Annotated in this window: 22 protein-coding genes; 9 read left to right on the top strand and 13 right to left on the bottom strand. The window is 54.4% G+C overall.

The annotated features are described in order from the left end of the window. Positions 1 to 232 precede the first annotated feature (232 nt). Positions 233 to 1,648 carry a DUF1996 domain-containing protein gene (locus tag AC6I4B_RS01565; RefSeq protein WP_497768996.1) on the top strand — a complete coding sequence of 472 codons (1,416 nt, stop codon included), beginning with the start codon at positions 233 to 235 and terminating at the stop codon, positions 1,646 to 1,648. A 469-nt stretch (positions 1,649 to 2,117) separates the two neighbouring features. Here AC6I4B_RS01565 and livF read toward each other — a convergent pair whose 3' ends face one another. Genes livF through livK form a run of 5 tightly spaced genes read right to left on the bottom strand, consistent with a single transcriptional unit; the run spans position 2,118 to position 6,962 of the window. After that, positions 2,118 to 2,831: a high-affinity branched-chain amino acid ABC transporter ATP-binding protein LivF gene (gene livF, locus AC6I4B_RS01560; protein WP_497768994.1), complete on the bottom strand. Its 714-nt coding sequence runs from the start codon at positions 2,829 to 2,831 to the stop codon at positions 2,118 to 2,120. 1 nt (position 2,832) lies between these two features. Then, positions 2,833 to 3,600, bottom strand: coding sequence for a high-affinity branched-chain amino acid ABC transporter ATP-binding protein LivG (gene livG, locus AC6I4B_RS01555; RefSeq protein ID WP_497768993.1), 768 nt, complete (start codon positions 3,598 to 3,600; stop codon positions 2,833 to 2,835). Beyond that, positions 3,597 to 4,874, bottom strand: coding sequence for a branched chain amino acid ABC transporter permease LivM (livM, locus tag AC6I4B_RS01550; RefSeq protein WP_497768991.1), 1,278 nt, complete (start codon positions 4,872 to 4,874; stop codon positions 3,597 to 3,599). The genes livG and livM overlap by 4 nt, the downstream gene beginning before the upstream one ends. Continuing rightward, positions 4,871 to 5,797, bottom strand: a complete 927-nt coding sequence (gene livH, locus AC6I4B_RS01545) for a high-affinity branched-chain amino acid ABC transporter permease LivH (RefSeq protein ID WP_497768990.1) — start codon at positions 5,795 to 5,797, stop codon at positions 4,871 to 4,873. The genes livM and livH overlap by 4 nt, the downstream gene beginning before the upstream one ends. Positions 5,798 to 5,852: 55 nt before the next feature. Then, a complete protein-coding gene (gene livK / locus AC6I4B_RS01540; protein WP_497768989.1) occupies positions 5,853 to 6,962 on the bottom strand; it encodes a high-affinity branched-chain amino acid ABC transporter substrate-binding protein LivK in 1,110 nt (369 codons plus the stop codon). 423 nt (positions 6,963 to 7,385) lie between these two features. Between livK and panM the strand changes: the two genes are divergently transcribed. Beyond that, on the top strand, positions 7,386 to 7,769 hold the full coding sequence (gene panM, locus AC6I4B_RS01535; RefSeq protein ID WP_497768987.1) for an aspartate 1-decarboxylase autocleavage activator PanM: 384 nt from the start codon (positions 7,386 to 7,388) through the stop codon (positions 7,767 to 7,769). A gap of 48 nt (positions 7,770 to 7,817) precedes the next feature. On the opposite strand, the gene livJ is transcribed toward panM, so the two are convergent. The 6 genes from livJ to ftsY form a co-directional block, all read right to left on the bottom strand. Then, positions 7,818 to 8,921: a branched chain amino acid ABC transporter substrate-binding protein LivJ gene (livJ, locus tag AC6I4B_RS01530; protein WP_497768986.1), complete on the bottom strand. Its 1,104-nt coding sequence runs from the start codon at positions 8,919 to 8,921 to the stop codon at positions 7,818 to 7,820. A 315-nt stretch (positions 8,922 to 9,236) separates the two neighbouring features. Beyond that, positions 9,237 to 10,502 carry a 4-aminobutyrate--2-oxoglutarate transaminase gene (locus AC6I4B_RS01525; RefSeq protein WP_497768985.1) on the bottom strand — a complete coding sequence of 422 codons (1,266 nt, stop codon included), beginning with the start codon at positions 10,500 to 10,502 and terminating at the stop codon, positions 9,237 to 9,239. Between the two features lie 194 nt (positions 10,503 to 10,696). Then, the gene (gene rpoH, locus AC6I4B_RS01520; RefSeq protein WP_064541362.1) at positions 10,697 to 11,551 is read right to left on the bottom strand and encodes an RNA polymerase sigma factor RpoH; all 855 of its coding nucleotides are present in this window, start codon (positions 11,549 to 11,551) and stop codon (positions 10,697 to 10,699) included. Positions 11,552 to 11,807: 256 nt separating this feature from the next. Then, a complete protein-coding gene (ftsX, locus tag AC6I4B_RS01515; protein ID WP_497768983.1) occupies positions 11,808 to 12,866 on the bottom strand; it encodes a permease-like cell division protein FtsX in 1,059 nt (352 codons plus the stop codon). After that, on the bottom strand, positions 12,859 to 13,527 hold the full coding sequence (gene ftsE / locus AC6I4B_RS01510; RefSeq protein ID WP_497768982.1) for a cell division ATP-binding protein FtsE: 669 nt from the start codon (positions 13,525 to 13,527) through the stop codon (positions 12,859 to 12,861). Before ftsE ends, ftsX begins: the two co-directional genes overlap by 8 nt. Positions 13,528 to 13,529: 2 nt before the next feature. Further along, entirely contained in the window at positions 13,530 to 15,083 is a 1,554-nt protein-coding gene (gene ftsY, locus AC6I4B_RS01505; RefSeq protein WP_497768980.1) for a signal recognition particle-docking protein FtsY, read from the bottom strand. A gap of 179 nt (positions 15,084 to 15,262) precedes the next feature. On the opposite strand from ftsY, the gene rsmD reads away from it, so the two are divergent. Together rsmD and AC6I4B_RS01495 are read left to right on the top strand one after the other, a co-directional pair. Continuing rightward, positions 15,263 to 15,859, top strand: coding sequence for a 16S rRNA (guanine(966)-N(2))-methyltransferase (gene rsmD / locus AC6I4B_RS01500; protein ID WP_497768979.1), 597 nt, complete (start codon positions 15,263 to 15,265; stop codon positions 15,857 to 15,859). Then, on the top strand, positions 15,849 to 16,127 hold the full coding sequence (locus AC6I4B_RS01495; protein WP_497768977.1) for a DUF1145 family protein: 279 nt from the start codon (positions 15,849 to 15,851) through the stop codon (positions 16,125 to 16,127). Before rsmD ends, AC6I4B_RS01495 begins: the two co-directional genes overlap by 11 nt. 36 nt (positions 16,128 to 16,163) lie before the next feature. Here the strand turns inward: AC6I4B_RS01495 and AC6I4B_RS01490 are convergent, their stop codons facing one another. Further along, complete coding sequence (locus AC6I4B_RS01490) at positions 16,164 to 16,523, bottom strand: DUF2500 domain-containing protein (RefSeq protein WP_497768976.1); 360 nt, start codon at positions 16,521 to 16,523, stop codon at positions 16,164 to 16,166. A gap of 140 nt (positions 16,524 to 16,663) precedes the next feature. On the opposite strand from AC6I4B_RS01490, the gene AC6I4B_RS01485 reads away from it, so the two are divergent. The 3 genes from AC6I4B_RS01485 to AC6I4B_RS01475 all read left to right on the top strand — a co-directional run bounded on the left by AC6I4B_RS01485 (position 16,664) and on the right by AC6I4B_RS01475 (position 20,212). Further along, entirely contained in the window at positions 16,664 to 17,290 is a 627-nt protein-coding gene (locus tag AC6I4B_RS01485; protein WP_497768974.1) for a lysoplasmalogenase, read from the top strand. A 78-nt stretch (positions 17,291 to 17,368) separates the two neighbouring features. After that, positions 17,369 to 19,579, top strand: coding sequence for a Zn(II)/Cd(II)/Pb(II) translocating P-type ATPase ZntA (gene zntA, locus AC6I4B_RS01480; RefSeq protein WP_497768972.1), 2,211 nt, complete (start codon positions 17,369 to 17,371; stop codon positions 19,577 to 19,579). After that, positions 19,580 to 20,212: a hypothetical protein gene (locus AC6I4B_RS01475; RefSeq protein ID WP_497768971.1), complete on the top strand. Its 633-nt coding sequence runs from the start codon at positions 19,580 to 19,582 to the stop codon at positions 20,210 to 20,212. Here AC6I4B_RS01475 and tusA read toward each other — a convergent pair. Continuing rightward, complete coding sequence (gene tusA / locus AC6I4B_RS01470) at positions 20,139 to 20,384, bottom strand: sulfurtransferase TusA (protein WP_497768970.1); 246 nt, start codon at positions 20,382 to 20,384, stop codon at positions 20,139 to 20,141. The genes AC6I4B_RS01475 and tusA overlap by 74 nt on opposite strands. Before the next feature lie 181 nt (positions 20,385 to 20,565). On the opposite strand from tusA, the gene AC6I4B_RS01465 reads away from it, so the two are divergent. Then, on the top strand, positions 20,566 to 21,231 hold the full coding sequence (locus tag AC6I4B_RS01465; protein WP_497768968.1) for a 7-cyano-7-deazaguanine/7-aminomethyl-7-deazaguanine transporter: 666 nt from the start codon (positions 20,566 to 20,568) through the stop codon (positions 21,229 to 21,231). Positions 21,232 to 21,304: 73 nt separating this feature from the next. After that, positions 21,305 to 21,862: a DcrB family lipoprotein gene (locus AC6I4B_RS01460; protein WP_497768967.1), complete on the top strand. Its 558-nt coding sequence runs from the start codon at positions 21,305 to 21,307 to the stop codon at positions 21,860 to 21,862. Positions 21,863 to 21,907: the final 45 nt, after the last annotated feature.

Here is a 21,907-nt window from a genome sequence, read left to right as displayed (position 1 = left end):
TTTTATGTTCGCGGGGGTAACATGACATGCTCGAATGACAGAAAAATAACTTTTTGATTACAAAGAGGTGACAGCCAGGCGTCAGCAAGATGGCGAAAGGGTGATGGTCAGATGACGGCTCTCGTTGAGCTAACTCATCTCAACGGGGAAAAATGACCGTTGATGATACGTTGTGATGTCAGCCCTCCGGTTTGCCCGTGCTATTGATGGCGCAACTAACCAGGAGATTATCATGACAATTTTACGCAATCTTATCGCTATCAGCATGTTATCAGGCGCCGGTATTGCCAGCGCGCACGCTGCTGAAGGGCAAAGCAATGTGGTTTGTAGCTACCACCACACCGCCGGAGATGACGCCATCATGATGCACGGGATGCCGGGCATGGCGATGTTGCACGACTTCTTTGGCAACACCAGCGTGGATGCGTTTTCTAATTACAACGCACTGCTGGCGCACCCGCAGACCACCTGTGACAACAAATCTGACGCTTCCGCCTACTGGGTTCCGTCGCTGCGTATGGAGGACGGCGAGCTTCTGAAGCCGTCCTACCAGAAAACGTACTACCAGGCCGACGACGTTGCCGCTCATCCGGTTCAGCCTTTCCCGCCGGGACTGGAGCTGCTGGCCGGGGATCACCACGGCAGCAAGCCGCCAAAAAATATCAACTTCCTCTGTGCGGGCCAGCCGGGTTATTTCAACAAAATCGGACGGGTATGTACTCCACGCTCGCCGGGCGGCCCGGTACAGTTCAACATCGGTATGCGCTTCCCGAACTGCTGGGATGGTAAAAACTTGCGCCCAGCGGTTGGCAAGCCAAACGCCACCTACGCGGTGAATAACATTTGTCCGACGGACTTCCCGGTGAAACTGCCGACGGTTAACCTTAACGCCGTCTGGGTTCTGCCCGGCATAAAGGCGCTGGATACCAGCAAAGTTGGGCTGTCGATGGATCCTGAAATGCACCACGGCCATCACATGGAAAAATGGGGCAATCTCTACACCGCACACGGCGATTTCATGAATGGCTGGACTGTGGATGGCGCGCGCTTTATGACCGAGCACTGCCTGAACCGAGGAACCCAGTGCGGGCTGAACGTGCCGTACAGCATGAGCGCTGCCAGCGAGAGCAGCTACGTTGACAGCCGTGCTCCGACCGCGATCCACGCTCAGGACGCGCAGATGCATATTGTCGATAACTGGAATGGCGCAGGCCGCGACATGTATCCGCAAAAACTGGCGCTGCTGAAATTTACTATCCCGGCGCTGCCTTCTAACCTGCCGCCGGAAGACGCTGCCCTGTTTAAATACACGGTGCGCCTGCACGGTAAAAACACCACCGATTCGGCAGCCCGTATTCTCCACATTTATGCGGCCGACAACAGTTGGCAGGCCAGCAGCGTCAACTGGAATCATCGTCCGCCGATGACCTACACCTCGGTGGCAACGTTACGCCATGGCAATAAAGACGAAGACCTCTATTTTGACGTGGACAGTTACGTGCGCCAGCAGGCCGCCGCAGGCAATAAAGAAGTGTCATTCTATATTGGCGGCGAGCGGCAGGGACGTGAGTTTGTCTTTGATAGCGCGACGGGTAAAGTGCCGCCGTTGCTGCTGACGGAGGGGACGCGCGAAACACCGCAGCCATAAAAAAAGGGCGCTATTCGCGTAATGCTTGTGAGTTAAGGGGATTTCTGCTTTTAGTATCGTCGCCAGTTGCGCTCTTTTTTACGCCATGCCCTAAACATGCTCGGGCGCAAAGAGCGCGCAGGGGGCGGCCAGTCGCCGCCGCCCCCTGCCCCCCCGGTCTCCGGCGGCAAAATCGTCGCTTCGCGATTCCCTCAGCTTATCTCTTCCGGCTTTCGGGTCGGGCGCGAGGCAACATCCCTGTAAAGCCGCGCCCTCAGCCCACATCCCTGTGGGCTGCCCCGGCCTCCAGAGAACGCTTCGGCGATTTAGACGCCACCCACGTCAGTGCGGTCTTTGAATGAATAGCCAGAACCAGAGTTGCTGATACCGATGCACCGGTGAACGGAATGTGGCGCTTAACTGACAAGGATTAAAGCTTGCCCCCTTTTCTGATTCAGCAGACCCGGTGCGCACCGGGTCTTTTGCTGTGCTAGCCGCCCAGATAGGCGCTGCGCACCGCTTCGTTCGCCAGCAGCGCGTCACCGGTATCGGATAGCACCACGTGACCGTTCTCCAGCACATAGCCACGATCTGCGAGCTTCAACGCCTGGTTAGCGTTCTGCTCGACCAGGAAAATGGTCATGCCCTGCTCGCGCAGTTGTTCGATGGTGTCGAAGATTTGTTGGATGATAATCGGCGCCAGCCCCAAAGACGGTTCATCCAGCAGCAGCAAGCGCGGCTCGCTCATCAACGCGCGACCAATCGCCAGCATTTGCTGTTCACCGCCGGACATCGTTCCGGCACGCTGAATACGGCGCTCGTGCAGGCGTGGAAACAGGTCGTAGACCCACTTAATCCGCGCCTGGAACTGGTCGCGTTCAGCAAAGAAGCCGCCCATCGCCAGGTTCTCTTCCACCGTCATGCGCGAAAAAACACGACGCCCTTCCGGGACTATCGCCACGTCTTCACGCATAATTTTCGCGGTTTGCCAGTCGGTAATGTCTTTATCATCAAACACAATGCGCCCGCTGGTGGCACGTGGGTCGCCGCACAGCGTGCCAAGCAGTGTGGTTTTGCCCGCGCCGTTAGCGCCTATCAGGGTCACAATTTCCCCCTGGTTGATATGCAGGCTTACCTCGTGCAGCGCCTGAATTTTGCCGTAATGGGCGCTGACTTTATCAAACGATAACATCACTTTATCCATCTTATGCTTCACCTAAATAGGCACGGATAACATCCGGGTTGTTACGGATTTCTTCCGGCGTACCATTCGCCAGCGGCGTGCCCTGGTTCACCACGTAAATGCGATCGGAAATGCCCATCACCAGCTTCATATCGTGTTCAATCAGCAAAATGGTGGTGTTGTGATGATTACGCAGCTCGGCAATCAGCTCATCCAGCTCTTTGGTCTCTTTCGGGTTGAGGCCAGCGGCGGGTTCGTCGAGCATCAGGATTTCCGGCTGAGTCACCATACAACGGGCAATTTCCAGGCGGCGCTGGTCACCATAGGCCAGGTTGCTGGCCTGGCGGTTGGCGTGCTCCAGCAGGCCAATACGCTCAAGCCAAACTGCCGCTCTGTCCAGCGCTTCGCTCTGCGCACGGCGGAACGATGGCGTTTTCAGCAAGCCAGAAAAAACACCGGTTTTCAGTTGCTGATGTTGAGCAACCAGCAGGTTTTCAATCACCGTCATTTCACGGAACAGTCGCACGTGCTGGAAAGTACGCACCACGCCCATGCGCGCAATCTGCTGGCCCGGCAGGCCTTCCAGATGCTGGTCACGCAGCATAATCGTGCCGCCGGTCGGTTTATAAAAACCGGTCAGGCAGTTAAAGACCGTCGTTTTCCCTGCGCCATTCGGGCCAATCAGCGAGACGATTTCCTGCGGATGCAGCTCCAGATTAACGTTGTTGACCGCCAGCAGGCCGCCAAAACGCATCATCAGGCCGCTGACCGATAATAATGGCTGACTCATGCCTGCTCTCCTTTCGCTTTCCCGCCTTTCAGCTTCATCTGTACACGGGTCATCGGCAACAAGCCCTGCGGACGCCAGATCATCATCAGCACCATCAAGCCACCCAGCATTAACATGCTGTATTCGTTAAAGTCGCGCATCAGCTCGCGCGAAACCACCAGCAGCACCGCCGCCAGAATAACCGCAAACTGCGAGCCCATGCCGCCCAACACTACGATTGCCAGCACAAAGGCCGACTCGGCAAAGGTGAACGATTCTGGGCTGACAAAACCCTGACGCGCGGCAAACAGCGTCCCGGCAAAACCGGCAAATGCGGCGCTAATCGTAAAGGCGGTCAGTTTGATGCGCGTTGGGCTTAAACCCAGCGAGCGACAGGCGATTTCATCTTCACGCAGCGCTTCCCATGCGCGGCCTAACGGCATCCGCAGCAGACGGTTGATAACAAACAGACTCAGCACCACCAGCAGCAACGCCACCAGATAAAGGAAAATCACGCGGTCAGACGGGTCATACTTGACGCCAAAGAAGTTGCTGAAGGTGTCCCAGCCGCCTTCACGGGCGCTACGGCTAAACTCCAGGCCGAAGAACGTCGGTTTTGGAATTTGGCTGATGCCGTTCGGGCCACCGGTCACTTCAGTGTTGTTCAGCAGCAGGATACGGACGATTTCACCAAAACCTAAAGTCACAATCGCCAGATAGTCACCGCGCAGGCGTAGTACCGGGAAGCCGAGCAGGAAGCCCGCCGCCGCCGATACCAGCCCCGCCAATGGCAGGCAGGTCCAGAAGCCGAGGCCGTAATAGTGGTTCAGCAGTGCGAAGGTGTAAGCGCCGATGGCGTAAAAGCCGCCATAGCCCAGCACCAACAGGCCGGAAAGCCCGACAACCACGTTCAAGCCGAGGCCAAGAATGATGTAAATCATGGTCAACGTGGCGATATCCACCGTCCCACGCGACACCATAAACGGCCACGCCACGGCAATCACCAATAGCGCCACCAGGAACAGCTTCTGTTTAACGGTTGAGCCGTCAATCGCGGGCAGAATAAACTTCGGCCCGGAAACGCTTTTCAGCCCTTTTTGGAACAACGGGCGCAGCAACTGGAAGAAAAAGACCACCGCAGTGCCAATAAAGATCCACTGCCAGCGGATATCCGCCGCCGAGCCAACCACCAGTTTGGTGCCATCCAGTTGTAGTTGAACGCCCATAAAGACGCCCGCCAACACAAAGAACATTGCGGCAGACAGCAGCGCCATCGCAAAATGCATCGGTTTCATACTTTCTCTACCTCCGGGCGTCCCAGGATGCCGGTCGGCATCACCAGCAGCACCAGAATCAACAGCGCGAAGGACACCACGTCTTTATATTCTGTGCTCAAATACGCCGAGGAGAGTGCTTCTGCAATACCAAGAATCAGCCCGCCAATCATCGCTCCCGGAATACTGCCGATACCGCCCAGCACCGCTGCGGTGAAGGCTTTCATCCCCGCCATAAAGCCGATATACGGGTTGATAACGCCGTAGAACTGGCCGAGCAACACGCCCGCAACGGCGGCCATCGCCGCGCCAATCACGAAGGTCAGGGCAATCACACGGTCGGTGTTAATCCCCAACAGGCTCGCCATTTTCAAGTCTTCGGCGCAGGCACGGCAGGCACGTCCCATGCGCGAGTGGCGGATGAAAATCGTCAGCGCCAGCATGGCAATAAAGGTCACAACCCAGATAACCAACTGCATCGTGGTAATAGAGGCAGAGAAGTTTTCGCTGCTGCCAATAATCCACTGGCCGTTAAACAGGCTCGGCAACGCCACATCGCGCGACCCTTCGGTCAGGCTGACGTAGTTCTGCAAGAAGATAGACATCCCGATAGCGGAGATAAGCGCAATCAGGCGCTTGGAGTTACGCACGGGGCGATAAGCTACCCGCTCGATACTCCAGCCATAGGCACTGGCGATGACAATCGCGCCAATAAAACCTGCGGCGACCAGTAGCCAGCTGGTGTCGATACCCATCATCAGCAATGCGGCGATGATCATAAAGGAGACATAACTACCGATCATGTAAACCTCGCCGTGGGCGAAGTTGATCATGCCAATAATCCCGTAAACCATGGTGTAACCAATGGCGATGAGTGCATAGGTGCTTCCCAGCGTGACGCCGTTAAACATCTGCTGCACAAAATAGAGAACCTGCTCTGACATATATTAGCCTTTTGCTACCCCCCGCAGATCTACGCCTGCCGGGGGGAAATGAAGGTTACTTCACTGCGGTGGAGGAGCCGTCGGCATGCCACTGGAAGACACCAAACTCAAATCCTTTCAGATCGCCTTTCGCATCCCAGTTCAGCGGCCCAATCACGGTTTTTGCACCGTTTGCTTTTAAGTCTTTAATCAGCGCCTGAGGATCGTCACTGCCGGTGCGCTCCATTGCGGTCGCCAGAGACTGTACGGCGGCATAGGTGATCCACACATATGGGCCACTCGGATCTTTTTTCTCTGCTTTCAGTGCATTAACGATAGCGCTGTTTGCCGGATCCTGGTCATAGCGTTTTGGCATGGTCACCAGCATACCTTCCGCCGCATCGCCCGCGATGTTCGACAGTGACGCATTACCTACGCCTTCTGGCCCCATAAACTGGGTTTTCAGGCCGACAGAACGTGCCTGACGCAGCATCTGGCCCATTTCTGGGTAGTAACCGCCGTAATAAACAAAGTCGATATTCTCTTTCTGTAAACGCGCCAGCAGCGCGGAGAAATCTTTTTCACCGGCGGTGATGCCGTCAAAGAACACGATATTGGCGTTACCCGCTTTCAGACTGGCTTGTACGGAACGCGCCAGCCCTTCGCCATACTGCTGTTTGTCGTGAATAATCGCGATACGCTTCGGTTTCACCGTATTCAGAATATAGTTCGCCGCCGTCGGCCCCTGTGACGAGTCCAGGCCTGCGGTACGCATAATGTAGTGATAGCCGCGCTGAGTCAGTTCTGGGTTCGTGGCCCCAGGGGAGATCATCAGAATGCCTTCATCTTCATAAATGTCGGAAGCGGGCTGTGTAGAAGAAGAACACAGGTGGCCAATCACGTATTTAATGCCGTCGTTAACGATTTTGTTGGCAACCGCGACCGCCTGTTTTGGATCGCAAGCATCGTCATACTCGACGCCCACCAGTTTGTCGCCTTTGATGCCACCTTTGGCGTTGATGTCTTTAATCGCCTGACGCGCGCCGTTGAACTCCATATCGCCCCACTGCGCGACAGGGCCGGACATCGCCCCTACAACGGCAACCTTAATATCAGCAGCCATAGCCGCTTGCGACATTGCCAGCGCCATCACCCCTGCGATTACTGTTTTTGTGTTCCTTTTCATACTTCGGGATCCCCATCTAGATGTTGTGTATCTATTTTGTAATTTTATGGTTAAAAAACATTCTGTACTTTTAATACACAACGCTATTTTTACCAGTCTCTTTAATGGCTTAGCATGGCTTTTAGGCCAAATGCAGACTAAAATCTCTATTTTTCAGTCTATTAAGAAAAGATAATATTCTGATTTTTGCTATAGATAAACAAAAAAAGTCCAGAAAATAGCATAAAATAACGGCATAAAGAGCCGAATAAAATGCTGGTTTTCAGGTTAATGTTCTGACTATTTTTCGATCCATAATGTTTCAAACTGCCTACGCGAATATCAAAAAACTAATCACCTGTTAAATCCCCTAAAAAGAGAAAGCCCCCAGCAGAATAAATTGAGTACACTGAGCGCACTTTTTGTGATTTGAGTGTCTCGTCAATGAAACTGACCATCATTCGTTTAACCACTTTTAGCGATCAAGAGCGGATCTGTTTGACCAAGATCTGGCCTGCTCACGCTCCTGCCGAGCAGGATCTCAACGAAAACCACCGTCTGTACGCCGCCCGTTTTAACGAACGTTTACTGGCTGCGGTGCGCGTAACGCTGAATGGCGATCAAGGCGTGTTAGCTTCTCTGTGCGTGCGTGAAGTCACCCGCCGTCGGGGCGTTGGGCAGTATTTGGTTGAAGAAGTGATGCGCGATAACCCGCAGGTTATCCGTTGGCATTTGAGTCAAAATGGGGTGGAAGAAACGGCAGAGATGGCGGCTTTTGCCCGCGCGTTAGGCTTTCATGAACAGGTTGATGGCTGGGTAAAGGGCTAGCTGCACGATTCCCTCTCCCCACAGGGAGAGGGTTGGCATAACAGAAACTTACTTCGCGTCGGTCGCCGTGCCGTTGGCATGCCAGTTAAAGATGCCGAACTCGAAGCCTTTCAGGTCGCCTTTTTCATCCCACGACAGCGGCCCCATTACGGTGTCTACGCTGTGTGCTTTCAGGTATTTAGCTATCTCAGCCGGATCGCTTGACTGATCCAACCCTGCTTGCAGAGATTGCAGCGCAGCGTAGGTGGTCCACACGAATGCACCGCTCGGATCTTGTTTCTTGGCTTTGATCGCATCCACAATCGGTTTGTTTGCCGGAACCTGATCGTAGTTCTTCGGTTTGGTGACCAGCAGACCTTCCACCGAATCACCCGCGATGTTAGATAGCGACACGTTCGCAACCCCTTCAGGCCCCATAAACTGCGTTTTCAGACCCGCCGCACGAGACTGACGCAGGATCTGCCCCATTTCAGGGTGATAGCCGCCGAAGTAAACAAAGTCGATATTCTCTTTCTTCAGGCGCGCAACCAGCGTGGAGAAGTCTTTTTCCCCTGCGGTAATACCGTCGAAGAACACCACATCAGCACCGCCTTTTTTCAGGCCGTCCTGCACCGCGCGCGCCAGACCTTCGCCGTATTGCTGTTTGTCATGCACGATAGCAATGCGCTTTGGCTTCACTGTGTCGAGAATGTATTTTGCCGCCGTCGGGCCCTGATCAGAGTCCAGGCCGGTGGTGCGCAGAATTAGCTTATAGCCACGTGCCGTCAGCTCTGGAGCCGTTGCTGCCGGGGTAATCATCAAAATGCCTTCATCTTCATAGATGTCAGATGCTGGCTGCGTGGAAGATGAGCACAGGTGGCCGATAACGTACTTGATACCGTCATTCACCACTTTGTTCGCCACCGCCACGGCCTGTTTCGGGTCGCACGCATCATCGTATTTCACGATGGAAAGTTTATTGCCTTTGATGCCGCCTTTCGCGTTGATATCCGCCACTGCCTGCTCAGCACCGGTAAATTCTTGATCGCCATACTGCGCAACCGGGCCAGACATCGCCCCCACAACAGCAATTTTAATATCTTCTGCTAATGCCATATTGCTGAATGCGAGTGCAATACATCCTGCCAGTAACGCTTTACCCTTCATTTTCATCCTGAGGTTCCCCATTGTTATGGTTATTGCATTTGTTGTGATGTTGTTATGTGGCACGTTATTCTGATATTTGAATCAAACAAAGTATAAGATATTATTACTTAGGCATACTGACCGGGACTTTTCAGCATACTCTGCTAAAACATACCCCATTTTTATGGATTTGAAACGTGAATTTTTGCTGGCATTTAACAGATTTATGACAGAAGAAAGCATCGTTTATGCTGCTTGTGATTGCCGGATGGCGCTACGCTTATCCGGCCTACCACGCACCGTGGGCCAGATAAGGCGCAGCCGCCATCCGGCAAAAGAGGGCTACTCGGCCAGCGCACGTCGAATAATATCTAACGCCTGCTGGAACTGTTTTTCGGGAATAGTGAGCGGATAAAGGAAGCGGATAACGTTGCCGTACACACCGCAGCTCAACAGCAACAGGCCTTCTGCCAGCGCGCGCTCCTGGACGCGTTTTGCGAACTCTGGCGACGGTTTACCGTTTCGTGGGTCGATAAACTCTACCGCCACCATAGACCCCACACCGCGCACATCAACAATCGCCGGACACTGCTCCCGCTCTTGATTAAGAACATCGATAAGATGCTGGCCCAGATGGTTCGCTCGCGTACAGAGCGCCTCCTCCTCAATGACATCCAGCACAGCGTGAGCGGCGGCGATAGCCAGCGGGTTGCCCGCATAAGTGCCGCCCAGCCCACCAGGCGCAGGGGCATCCATCACGTCGGCGCGCCCCACGACGCCAGAGAGAGGGAAGCCACCGGCGAGACTTTTCGCCATCGTGATCAGGTCCGCTTTTACACTGTGGTGCTCCATCGCAAACAGTTTTCCGGTACGGGCAAAACCGGTCTGTACCTCATCGGCAATCAGTAGAATTCCGTGCGTGTCGCACAGCGCACGCAGCCCCTGAATGAAGTCGGCTGGCGCGATGTTAAACCCGCCCTCGCCCTGCACCGGTTCCAGAATTATCGCCGCGACTTGATCAGGGGCGATATCCGCTTTGAAGATGTGCGCCAGGCTGTTAAGCGCCATTTCAGTCGTCACGCCATGCGCTGCGTTCGGGTAAAGGCCGTGATAAACCGAGCCAGGGAACGGGCCAAAGCCGATTTTATACGGCGCGACTTTACCGGTCAGCGCCATAGTCATAAAAGAGCGGCCATGAAAAGCGCCGCCGAAGGTTATCAGCCCCGGGCGTCGCGTGTAGGCGCGGGCAATTTTCACCGCATTTTCAACAGCCTCCGCGCCCGTGCTGAAGAATGCCGTTTTGGCATTTCCAGCAATGGGTGCGGCTGCATTAATACGTTCTGCTAATGATACATAGCTTTCATAAGGGACAATCTGGTACGCGGTATGGGTAAAGGCGTTAAGCTGGCTTTCTACTGCGGCAATCACCTGCGGGTGGCGGTGTCCGGTGTTTAACACCGCGATCCCGGCGGCAAAGTCGATATACTCATTGCCTTCAATGTCCCACAAGGTGGCGTTTTCTGCGCGCTGCGCATAGAAACCACACATCACGCCAACGCCGCGCGGCGTTGCCTGTAAACGCCGATGATTCAGTGATTCGTTACTCACAATAACCCCCTGCCGATAAAGAACGGAAAATAGGTAGCGCACATTTAGTTTTTGCCATCGCTCGAATTAACGCCAGCGGCAAAAGCAAAATAGGCAGAGGAAAGCGTGATAGCTGTTTGACGTTTTAATGAGGCATAAAAAAACCCCCGGATGGGCATCCAGGGGTTATCGGGGCAATGCGTCAACCGGCGTGATTAGGCTTCGATAGCCGCGCGCAGTTTCTTCATCGCATTTTTCTCAAGCTGACGTACACGTTCAGCAGAAACGCCGTAACGGTCGGCCAGTTCTTGCAGCGTGGACTTGTTGTCTTCGTCCAACCAACGGGCGCGAATGATGTCCTGGCTACGCTCATCCAGGCCTTGCATTGCGTCGGTCAGTTTGTTCGCCGCCTGCTCTTCCCAGTTGTCGTCTTCGATGCCATCAGCAAAGTTAGACGATTTATCCTGCAAGTAGAGCACCGGTGCAACAGAGTGGCTTTCAGACTCATCGTCCGAGGACATATCAAACGCCATGTCCTGCGCCGCCATACGGGATTCCATTTCGCGCACGTCTTTGCTGGAAACGCCCAGCTCGCGAGCGACCATTTCAACTTCATCCTGGTTAAACCAGCCCAGACGCTGCTTGGTTTTACGCAGGTTAAAGAACAGCTTACGCTGTGCTTTGGTGGTCGCGACTTTGACGATACGCCAGTTACGCAGCACGTATTCGTGAATTTCCGCTTTAATCCAGTGCACCGCGAAGGAGACCAGACGAACACCCACTTCTGGGTTAAAACGACGCACGGCTTTCATCAGGCCGATATTGCCTTCCTGAATCAAGTCCGCCTGCGGCAGGCCATAGCCCGAGTAATTACGAGCAATATGAACAACAAAGCGCAGGTGAGACAGGATCAGCGTTTTAGCTGCTTCCAGATCACCCTGGTAATGCAGCCGTTCAGCAAGCGCCTTTTCTTCATCAGCCGTCAACATCGGCCATGCGTTCGCAGCCCGGATATAGGATTCCAGGTTACCAACAGGGGCTAACGCTAAATTTTGCATTTCTTTGGTCATTCAAATCCTCTCAATTCACTTGATACTGGCGGTGGCCTGTTCCCGAAGGCAACAAACATGCCAGGCTCTATGAGCAACGAGAATATCATCCGCTCTTTTATCAGACAGTGAGTTTATCCACAAGTTCAATGCAACAGAGTGAATAAATTACGCACAAAATGTGACGCGCGATAGTTGCGAGGGCAGAAAGATGGGGTTCAAAACGCATCCCCTGCGAACGGAAGTCGTCGCAGGGGAAGAGTATAACAGAACTTTTTTAATCGGGAGTAAAGTGGCGTAAATGTTGTACCGTGGCAAGCCAGGCTGCCACCCAACCAATCATCGAGCACAGCAGCAACAGCAGCAGGCATTCGTCGAACGACAGGCCGCTCAGCTCAAACTGAGTCCCGAACACGCGCGCCACTTCCGTTACCGCAGAAGACAAGCGCATTACCAGTATTTCCGACAAAATCAGCGACAGGAATGCCCCGGAGAAGCCCAACAGCGCGCCGCCGTAAAGGAATGGGCGCAGGATAAAGCCGTCGGTAGCGCCAATCAGTTTTTGCACGTTAATGGTGTCGCGGCGGGCGAAAATACTCAGCCGCACGCTGTTACCAATGACGAGGAATACGGCGGCAACCATCAGCACACCAATCATCGCCGACACGCGCCCCACCAGCCCGGTAATAGAGGCCAGACGGGAGAACCAGCTATCGTCCATCCGCACTTCATTAACGCCCTGAATTTGCGCCACACGGTCACGCAGGGTGTTCAGCGCATCGGTGCTTTGGAAGTCGATTTTTGGGATAACCACGGCAACCGCAGGCAGAGGGTTTTCTTCCAGCATATCCAGTGCGCCGCCAAAGCCAGACCAGTTACGGAACTCGCCCAGCGCTTCGTCACGGGAAAGGTAATTGACTTTGTCCACGCCCTGTTCAGCCTGGAGCTGACCCACGACTTTCGCCGCCGCATCATCATCCAGCGTTTTTTCCAGATAAACGGTAATCTGCGGCGAAGGGTAGTATTGCGAAGCGGCGGTGTTCACGTTCTTGTACACCATGTAGCACACGCTTGGCAGTGTCAGGGAAATCGCGATAACCATCACCGTCAGGAAAGTGGCTAACGGTTTGCTTTTCAAGTCCTGTAACGCGCCCTGCCAAGCATAGCGCACCTGTTCATTGAACACGTTGGTTTTACGTGAGTTCGGTTTTGGCGAGGGCTTGCTACGCTTCGGTGCGTTGCGGCCATTATCGCCGGACGACGCCACCGATTTACGGAAACGGTCAAGACGGCCACCGAACTGGCGAATTTGGTTGATTGCGTCGCGCTTATTCACTTGTCAGGCCTCCATGCAAGTGACCGTCACTCAGCGTCAGCATCCGGTACGAACGACGAGAGATCAGATTAATGTCGTGCGTGGCCATCAGTACCGTCACCCCAACGCGGTTAAACTCTTCGAACAGGCGCAGAATGCCTTCCGACAACGCATCATCGAGGTTACCGGTCGGTTCATCTGCCAGCAGTACCGCAGGTTTGTTCACCACCGCACGGGCAATCCCTACGCGCTGTTGCTCACCACCGGAAAGCTGAATCGGGAAGTTTTTCGCTTTGTCGAGCAGGCCCACTTTATCCAACGCCGCCGAGACACGACGGCGAATGTCATCAAAACTCGCCCCCGCGATGATAAGCGGGATTGCCACGTTATCGAACACGGTTCTGTCCATCAGCAGATGGTGATCCTGGAAAATCATCCCGATCTGGCGGCGTAAGAACGGCACTTCACGGTTCTTCAAACGGCTAATATCGTGGCCGCCGAATAAGATTTTCCCGGCACTTGGCCGCTCAATCCCACAGATAAGTTTCAGCAGGGTACTTTTACCCGCACCAGAGTGGCCGGTCAGAAATGCCATCTCGCCTGGTTGCATGTGGAAAGTCACCCCCTGCAACGCTTGTCTCCCGCCGAGATAGGCTTTGCTGACGTGTTCAAAGCGAATCATGATTAATCCTCTCGGGCAAAAAGTGCCTCAATAAAATCGCCCGCTTTAAACGGACGTAAGTCCTCTATACGTTCGCCGACGCCGATATAACGAATCGGGATGCCGAACTGATCTGCCACGGAGAAGATAACCCCACCTTTGGCAGTACCGTCGAGTTTGGTCAGCGTGATGCCGGTCAGGCCCACCGCTTCATGGAACAGTTTGGCCTGGCTGATGGCGTTCTGTCCGGTGCTCGCATCAATGGTCAGCATCACTTCATGCGGCGCTTCAACATCGAGCTTTTTCATCACGCGAACGATTTTCTTCAGCTCTTCCATCAGGTGCGATTTATTCTGCAAGCGCCCTGCGGTATCGGCAATCAGCACGTCAACGTTACGCGCTTTCGCCGCCTGAATCGCATCGAAAATCACCGACGCGGAATCCGCGCCCGTATGCTGTGCAATCACCGGAATATTGTTGCGTTGGCCCCACACCTGCAACTGCTCAACCGCTGCCGCACGGAAGGTGTCCCCCGCCGCCAGCATCACCGTTTTGCCCTGCTGCTCGAACTGGCGCGCCAGTTTACCGATAGTGGTGGTTTTACCCACGCCGTTAACACCAACCATCAAAATAACGAAAGGCGTTTTGCCTTCAATATTAAGCGGTTCATCCACTTTTGCGAGGATTTCACCCATTTCATCTTTCAACAGCCCGTACAGTGCTTCGGCATCGCGCAGCTGTTTACGGCTGGCGGTTTCGGTCAGGCTGTTGATAATTTTACGGGTAGTTTCCACGCCGACATCAGCAATCAGCAGTTGTTCTTCCAACTCTTCAAACAGATCGTCGTCGATTTTCTTACCACGGAACAGACTGATAAATCCGGATCCGAGATTTTCTTTAGTTTTAAGCAGGCTGCGTTTCAGGCGCGCGAAGAAACCTTCTTTGGTCGGTTTTTCCTGTTCCTGTTGCGCATCGGCGGCGGGTTCTTCTTCAGCAACGTTTTCTTCAACCGCCGCTTCTTCTGGTTCTGCCGCCAGTGCCAGCGCTTCCAGCTCTGCGTCGGTTAGCTCTGCCTCTGGTTCTTCAGCAACCACTTCTTCCGGCTGTTCTTCAACAATCGGCTCAGCAACGGCTTCTTCCGGCTGTTCTTCAACAATCGGCTCAGCAACGACTTCTTCCGGCTGTTCTTCAACAACTGGCTCAGCAACGGCTTCTTCCGGCTGTTCTTCAACAATCGGCTCAGCAACGACTTCTTCCGGCTGTTCTTCAACAACCGGCTCGGCAACGGCTTCTGGCTGTGCATTTTCGCGTTCAGCAACCTGCTCGGTCACTTCAACGACGTCAGCGGCGAAAACTTCACTTTCTTCAACCGTATGCGGTGCAACAGCCGCTTCCGGCGTATCAGCAACCGCTGTGTCTTCTACAGCAGGGGTTTCAGCCGCCGTTTCCGGCGCAACAACCGGCTGCTCTACCGCCGATTGTTCTGCAATTTGTTCTTCTTTTTCAACAACCTGATCTTGTTCTTTTTGCCCGAAGCCCAGCCAGGAAAAAAAGCCACGTTTTTTTTCTTTTGCCATTTACGACCACACTCCCCGCTGTTTATTGATGGCGGCACTTCGCCATAATCGACGCGAAGGCTGAAATAATGATGAAATTAGTCGGTTAGTCTACCACTTAACTTCTCTGGCTTCACCGCTTTAACCCTGCACAGCAGATCGCTAGAATAGCAGGCTGAAAGAGTGACCAGAGCGAGCAAATGAAAAAACCAACCTCCGGCGGCAGTGGCCAAATCCGCATTATTGGCGGGCAATGGCGTGGCCGTAAACTACCTGTCCCCGACAGCCCAGGTCTTAGACCCACCACCGACCGTGTGCGTGAAACCTTATTTAACTGGCTGGCTCCGTCAATGGTCGATGCCCGTTGCCTGGACTGCTTTGCCGGGAGCGGCGCGCTGGGGCTGGAAGCACTGTCTCGCTACGCCGCCAGCGCTACGCTGCTGGAAATGGAACGCCACGTCGCTCAACAGCTACAAAAAAACCTCGCAACCCTCAAGGCGGCGAACGGCAAAGTGGTTAACACCAATACGCTCACCTTCCTGAATCAAAACGGCACGCCGCATGATATTGTGTTTGTTGACCCGCCGTTTCGTAAAGGATTGCTGGAAGAGACGTTAAACTTGCTGGAAACCCAAGGCTGGTTGGCTGACGAGGCACTTATCTACGTCGAAAGCGAAGTCGAAAACGGCCTCCCGCCGGTTCCTGCTCACTGGAGCCTATACCGGGAAAAAATTGCCGGTCAGGTTGCCTACCGTCTCTATCACCGTGAAGTGCAGGGAGAAAAGGATGTTGATTAATCTTGGACGCGCGCTAATGCTGTGCGTATGGGCGTTTCTGGTTATGAATTTGTTTCACCCATTCCCACGCCCGTTGAATATTTTCGTCAACGTTGCACTGGTATTTATGGCGCTGATGCACGGTATGCAAATGGCGCTGCTACAGGCCACGCAGCCGAAAGATGGCCCGAAAATGACGCGCGGCGAGAAGATTCGTATCTTCCTGTTCGGCGTGTTTGAGCTACTGGTGTGGCAAAAGAAAATTGCCGCTACGCTCAAGAAGAAGTGAAACACAGATGGCCTGGTTCGATACCAGGCCATTGTTTTATGGATCGGCCTTAAAATCGACGAAGCGTGACCCCTGGTAGCTCAGCGTCCCTTTATCACCTACCGTAAGTTGATGATATTGCGCGGCCTCGACGCGAAAGCTGACCTCTAGCCCACCCTGCTCCGGTTTAAAGCTGACGTCATAGCGCACACTGCTACCCGCAGGCGCAACGGTCTGCTGACGAGAACGGCGATCGTTAAGCACTTTCTCGCGTTTGTTGCTCACCACCACCCGTTTTTGCAGCAAGGGCGCCGCATCGTTATCCATTTTCTCTCGCCGTTGCTGAACAAAGCGAAACGATGCCGCAATGACGATTACCGCCACAATCGCGATGAAAAAAAGAGGAGGCTTACTCATTTTTAGCTCCCATAAGAATTTACGCAAAACATAGTAAACGATGTAGCCACGCATTGTAATCAAGCCAACATCGCCACTACACTGAAAGCTAAGACTGGCTACTCAGTACCCATTGATAGTAATAGATACAGGGACTTATTATGCTTTGGTCGTTTATCGCTGTTTGTCTTTCCGCATGGCTGTATGTCGATGCGTCTTATCGAGGCCCGGCCTGGCAACGCTGGGTATTTAAACCTATCACCCTCATTTTGCTGCTGTTTCTTGCCTGGCAAGCACCAATGTTTAACGCCATCAGCTACCTGGTGTTAGCAGGCCTGTGCGCCTCTTTGGTGGGTGATGCCTTAACGCTTCTTCCCCGCCAGCGGATGCTGTACGCCGTAGGGGCGTTTTTCTTATCACACCTGCTTTATACCATCTGGTTTGCAGGCCAACTGACGTTCACCTTCTTCTGGCCGCTGCCGGTCGCGCTGCTGGTGATTGGCATGCTACTGCTGGCGGTTATCTGGACTCAGCTGGAAGAAATGCGCCTGCCGGTGCTGGCGTTTATCGCCATGACACTGGTGATGGTATGGGTGGCGGGCGAGCTGTGGTTCTTGCGCCCAACCGACACCGCGCTGTCTGGCTTCGTTGGCGCGGCGTTACTGCTGTTCGGCAATATTATCTGGCTGGTTAGCCATTATCGCCGCCGTTTCCGCGCCGACACCGCCATTTACGCGGCCTGTTACTTTGCCGGACACTTCTTTATCGTTCGCGCGTTATATCTGTAATTTCCCGCTTGACTCTGGAGTCGGCTCCAGAGTGTATGCTGCGCTTAATGAAACAACGATCATTAATCGGAGAATACAATGCCGGCTCCAGAGACGCATGACAAAAAAGCCCCCCAGTTCTCTTCTTTCAAGCTCGCCCCTGCCCCACAAGTGCAGGAGGATTGCTGCTGCGACAACAACTGCACAACGGCAGCGCCAGCGATAGAAAGCGGGCTGGAGGCGCGCTATAGCTGGGTCGTCAACGGCATGGACTGCGCCGCCTGCGCCCGCAAAGTGGAAACCGCAGCAAGCCAGGTCGTCGGGGTAAAACAAGCCAAAGTGCTGTTCGCCACCGAAAAACTGCTGGTCGATGCCGACGAAGATGTGCGTTCACAGGTTGAAAAAGCGGTCATCGCCGCAGGCTACACGCTGCGTGATGACAACGAGGCGCAAAGCCAGGCCAGTGAATCACGGCTGCGAGAAAACCTGCCGCTTATCATCCTCATCGTAATGATGGCGATCAGTTGGGGGCTGGAGCATTTCAATCACCCGCTCGGCAATCTGGCGTTTATCGCCACGACCCTCGTCGGCCTGTTCCCAATCGCCCGTCAGGCGTTGCGCCTGATAAAAAGCGGCAGTTGGTTTGCGATTGAAACGCTGATGAGCGTAGCCGCCATTGGCGCGCTGTTTATTGGCGCAACGGCGGAAGCCGCGATGGTGCTGCTGCTGTTTTTAATCGGCGAACGGCTTGAAGGCTGGGCGGCTAACCGCGCGCGTCAGGGCGTAAGTGCGCTGATGGCGCTGAAGCCAGATACCGCAGTGCGTGTGCGCGATGGCCAGCGTGAAACCGTCGCACAAAAAGATCTCCAGCCTGGCGATGTAATTGAAGTCGCAGCCGGCGGGCGTTTACCTGCCGACGGCAAACTGATCACCCCGTTTGCCAGCTTTGATGAAAGTGCGTTAACCGGCGAATCCATTCCGGTTGAACGCAACGCGGGCGAAAGCGTCCCGGCGGGCGCCACCAGCGCGGATCGCCTCGTGCAGCTTAGCGTGATATCTAAACCGGGCGACAGCGCCATTGACCGGATCCTGCGACTGATTGAAGAAGCAGAAGAACGCCGCGCGCCAATCGAGCGCTTTATCGACCGTTTCAGCCGCATTTATACCCCAGCGATTATGGCCGTGGCGCTGCTGGTGACTCTGCTGCCGCCGCTGCTTTTTGCCGCCTCGTGGCAGGAGTGGGTTTATAAAGGGCTGACGCTGCTGCTGATTGGCTGCCCATGTGCGCTGGTTATCTCTACGCCTGCAGCAATTACCTCGGGGCTTGCGACCGCCGCACGTCACGGTGCGCTGATTAAAGGCGGTGCGGCGCTGGAACAGTTGGGCCGTATTCGCCAAATGGCGTTTGATAAAACCGGCACGCTGACACTGGGCAAGCCGCAGGTGACCGCGATTATCCCTACCGCTGACATCAGCGAAGAGTCCCTGTTAGCGCTGGCTGCCGCAGTAGAACAAGGGGCAACCCACCCGCTGGCACAGGCGGTGGTTCGCGAAGCACAGAAACGCAATCTGCCGCTGATGCAGGCTAGCGCCCAGCGCGCTCTTGTCGGTTCCGGTATTGAGGCTGAAGTGGATGGCGAGCGCATTGTTATCTGTGCAGCGGGGAAATTCCCTGCCGAGGCGCAGCAAGCTCAGATTCAACAGCTAGAAAGCGAGGGGAACACGGTGGTGCTGGTCACCCGCAACGACACCCTGCTGGGTATTTTGGCACTACGCGATACCGTGCGCCAGGAGGCGCGTCAGGCGGTTGATGGCCTACGCGAACTGGGGATCCAGGGGGTCATTCTGACCGGCGATAACCCACGTGCCGCCGCAGCGATTGCCAATGAGTTAGGCATGGCGTACCGCGCCAATCTGCTGCCTGCCGATAAAGTAAAAGAGGTGACCGCGCTTAACGCACAAGGGCCGCTGGCGATGGTCGGCGACGGCATCAACGATGCTCCAGCGATGAAAGCGGCGGCGATGGGTATTGCGATGGGCAGTGGCACAGACGTCGCACTGGAAACCGCCGATGCCGCGCTGACGCACAACCGTTTAACCGGGCTGGTGGAGATGATTCGCCTGGCGCGCGCCACCCACGCCAACGTACGGCAGAATATTGCCATCGCGCTGGGGTTAAAAGGGATTTTCCTCGTCACCACCCTGCTGGGCATGACCGGATTGTGGCTTGCGGTGCTGGCTGATACCGGAGCAACGGTGCTGGTAACGCTGAACGCGCTGCGGTTGTTGCGTGGGAAGTTTAGCGCCTGATTGCCGGATGGCGGCGTAAACGCCTTATCCGGCCTACAAACCCACGTAAATGTTGACCTACAAACCTGCGTAGGCCTGATAAGCGCAGCGCCATCAGGCGGAACGGTGCAGATTGCCGGATGGCGGCGTAACGCCTTATCCGGCCTACAAACCCACGCAAATGTTGGCGTACAAACCTGCGTAGGCCTGATAAGCGTAGCGCCATCAGGCGGAACGGTGCAGATTGCCGGATGGCGGCGTAACGCCTTATCCGGCCTACAAACCCACGCAAATGTTGGCCTACAAACCTGCGTAGGCCTGATAAGCGCAGCGCCATCAGGCGGAACGGTGCAGATTGCCGGATGGCGGCGTAACGCCTTATCCGGCCTACAAACCCACGCAAATGTTGGCCTACAAACCTGCTTAGGCCTGATAAGCGCAGCGCCATCAGGCAGAGCGGAGCAGATTGCCGGATGGCGGCGTAACGCCTTATCCGGCCTACAAACCCACGCAAATGTTGACCTACAAACCTGCGTAGGCCTGATAAGCGTAGCGCGATCAGGCACTGCGTTTGACGAGATTAATGACTCTTACGCAGCAGATACTGATACGGCAAAGACTCGGTTTGCTGGGCAATTAACTCATGCTCCATAAAACGGCAAAAACCGGGAATATCGCGCGTCGTCGCGGGATCGTCGGCAATGATCAGCAACGTTTCACCCACTGGCATCGTGCGCACCGTTTTGCGTACCATCATGACAGGTTCTGGGCAGCGCAGCCCTTGCGCGTCTAACGTATGGTCGGGGTTGGAGAACAAATCGGTCATTATCATCTCATCGTCAGAAAAAACGGCATTAGTTTACGCTGACATTATCGCAACGCAACAAGGTTAACGATTGCGCGAAAATCAACCATTGCAATGAAACGCGAAAGCAGTATCATTCCGCCCCTGCAATAGGTTTGCAGATTATTGGGTTCCCTCACCCCAACCATTAAAAAGGTACAATATGACTCCCTTTACATCCGCACAGCGCCGTCACGCGCTGGTTTGGCTATCGCTATTTCATCTGCTGGTGATCACTTCCAGCAACTATTTGGTGCAGTTGCCAGTTTCCATTTTTGGCTTCCACACCACTTGGGGCGCATTTAGCTTTCCGTTTATCTTCCTCGCAACCGACCTGACCGTGCGTATTTTTGGCGCGCCGCTGGCCAGACGCATCGTTTTCGCGGTGATGATCCCAGCACTCGCTATCTCGTACGTCATCTCGGCGCTGTTTTACATGGGCGAATGGCAAGGTTTTGGCGCGCTGACGCACTTTAACCTGTTCGTTGCCCGTATCGCCGCCGCCAGCTTTATGGCCTACGCGCTGGGGCAAATCCTCGACGTCCATGTGTTCAACCGTCTACGTCAGAGCCGCCACTGGTGGCTTGCGCCGACGGCATCGACACTGTTCGGTAATATCAGCGATACACTGGCGTTCTTTTTCATCGCCTTCTGGCGCAGTCCAGACCCATTCATGGCCGCACACTGGGTGGAAATCGCCCTGGTGGACTACAGCTTCAAAGTGCTGATTAGCATTATTTTCTTCCTGCCGATGTACGGTGTGTTGTTGAATATGCTATTGAAAAAACTGGCAGATAAATCTGATTTGTCAGCAATCCAGCCAGGTTAAACGCGCCTTTAAACGGTTGTGTTAAGATAGGCAGATGAGCCGCTCATGGCTATTTATCGAAAGGAAGATGTCAATGCGCAAATTGGTGAAATATGCTGGTATTGGCCTGCTGGTGATGGGGCTTGCAGCCTGCGACAACAGCGACAACAGCACTCCAGCACAGGGTTTAGCCGCCGCTAGCGATGCAACCGGACAGGCAATCAGCCTGTTAGACGGCAAGCTAAGCTTCACGCTGCCTGCCGGTATGACCGACCAAAGCGGCAAGCTGGGTACTCAAAGCAACAACATGCACGTCTACTCTGATGCCACCGGCCAGAAAGCGGTCATCGTTATCGTTGGCGACAGCACCAATGAAGATTTAGCCGTAATGACAAAACGCCTGGAAGACCAACAGCGCAACCGTGACCCACAACTGCAAGTGGTGACCAATAAAGCTATTGAGATCAAAGGCCACACGCTGCAACAGCTCGACAGCATTATCTCTGCCAAAGGGCAGACTGCTTATTCTTCTGTCGTGCTCGGCAAAATCGAAGACAAGCTGTTAACTCTGCAAGTCACGCTGCCAGCGGATAACCAGCAGAAAGCGCAGACCGAAGCAGAAACAATCATCAACACCCTGGTCATCAACTGATTTAGCGTGATGATGAAACGGCCTCTCGCGTGATAACGCCAGAGG

The sequence above is a fragment of the Kluyvera fluvialis genome, from assembly GCF_059725275.1.
The sequence above is the reverse complement of the archived record's forward strand: the minus strand, read 5'-3'. Positions and strand labels throughout refer to the sequence as shown.

Coding starts and splice junctions, on each gene's coding strand:
- AC6I4B_RS01565 (WP_497768996.1), top strand. CDS start 233: ATGACAATTTTACGCAATCTTATCGCTATCAGCATGTTATCAGGCGCC.
- livF (WP_497768994.1), bottom strand. CDS start 2,831: ATGGATAAAGTGATGTTATCGTTTGATAAAGTCAGCGCCCATTACGGC.
- livG (WP_497768993.1), bottom strand. CDS start 3,600: ATGAGTCAGCCATTATTATCGGTCAGCGGCCTGATGATGCGTTTTGGC.
- livM (WP_497768991.1), bottom strand. CDS start 4,874: ATGAAACCGATGCATTTTGCGATGGCGCTGCTGTCTGCCGCAATGTTC.
- livH (WP_497768990.1), bottom strand. CDS start 5,797: ATGTCAGAGCAGGTTCTCTATTTTGTGCAGCAGATGTTTAACGGCGTC.
- livK (WP_497768989.1), bottom strand. CDS start 6,962: ATGAAAAGGAACACAAAAACAGTAATCGCAGGGGTGATGGCGCTGGCA.
- panM (WP_497768987.1), top strand. CDS start 7,386: ATGAAACTGACCATCATTCGTTTAACCACTTTTAGCGATCAAGAGCGG.
- livJ (WP_497768986.1), bottom strand. CDS start 8,921: ATGAAAATGAAGGGTAAAGCGTTACTGGCAGGATGTATTGCACTCGCA.
- rpoH (WP_064541362.1), bottom strand. CDS start 11,551: ATGACCAAAGAAATGCAAAATTTAGCGTTAGCCCCTGTTGGTAACCTG.
- ftsE (WP_497768982.1), bottom strand. CDS start 13,527: ATGATTCGCTTTGAACACGTCAGCAAAGCCTATCTCGGCGGGAGACAA.
- ftsY (WP_497768980.1), bottom strand. CDS start 15,083: ATGGCAAAAGAAAAAAAACGTGGCTTTTTTTCCTGGCTGGGCTTCGGG.
- rsmD (WP_497768979.1), top strand. CDS start 15,263: ATGAAAAAACCAACCTCCGGCGGCAGTGGCCAAATCCGCATTATTGGC.
- AC6I4B_RS01495 (WP_497768977.1), top strand. CDS start 15,849: ATGTTGATTAATCTTGGACGCGCGCTAATGCTGTGCGTATGGGCGTTT.
- AC6I4B_RS01490 (WP_497768976.1), bottom strand. CDS start 16,523: ATGAGTAAGCCTCCTCTTTTTTTCATCGCGATTGTGGCGGTAATCGTC.
- AC6I4B_RS01485 (WP_497768974.1), top strand. CDS start 16,664: ATGCTTTGGTCGTTTATCGCTGTTTGTCTTTCCGCATGGCTGTATGTC.
- zntA (WP_497768972.1), top strand. CDS start 17,369: ATGCCGGCTCCAGAGACGCATGACAAAAAAGCCCCCCAGTTCTCTTCT.
- tusA (WP_497768970.1), bottom strand. CDS start 20,384: ATGACCGATTTGTTCTCCAACCCCGACCATACGTTAGACGCGCAAGGG.
- AC6I4B_RS01465 (WP_497768968.1), top strand. CDS start 20,566: ATGACTCCCTTTACATCCGCACAGCGCCGTCACGCGCTGGTTTGGCTA.
- AC6I4B_RS01460 (WP_497768967.1), top strand. CDS start 21,305: ATGCGCAAATTGGTGAAATATGCTGGTATTGGCCTGCTGGTGATGGGG.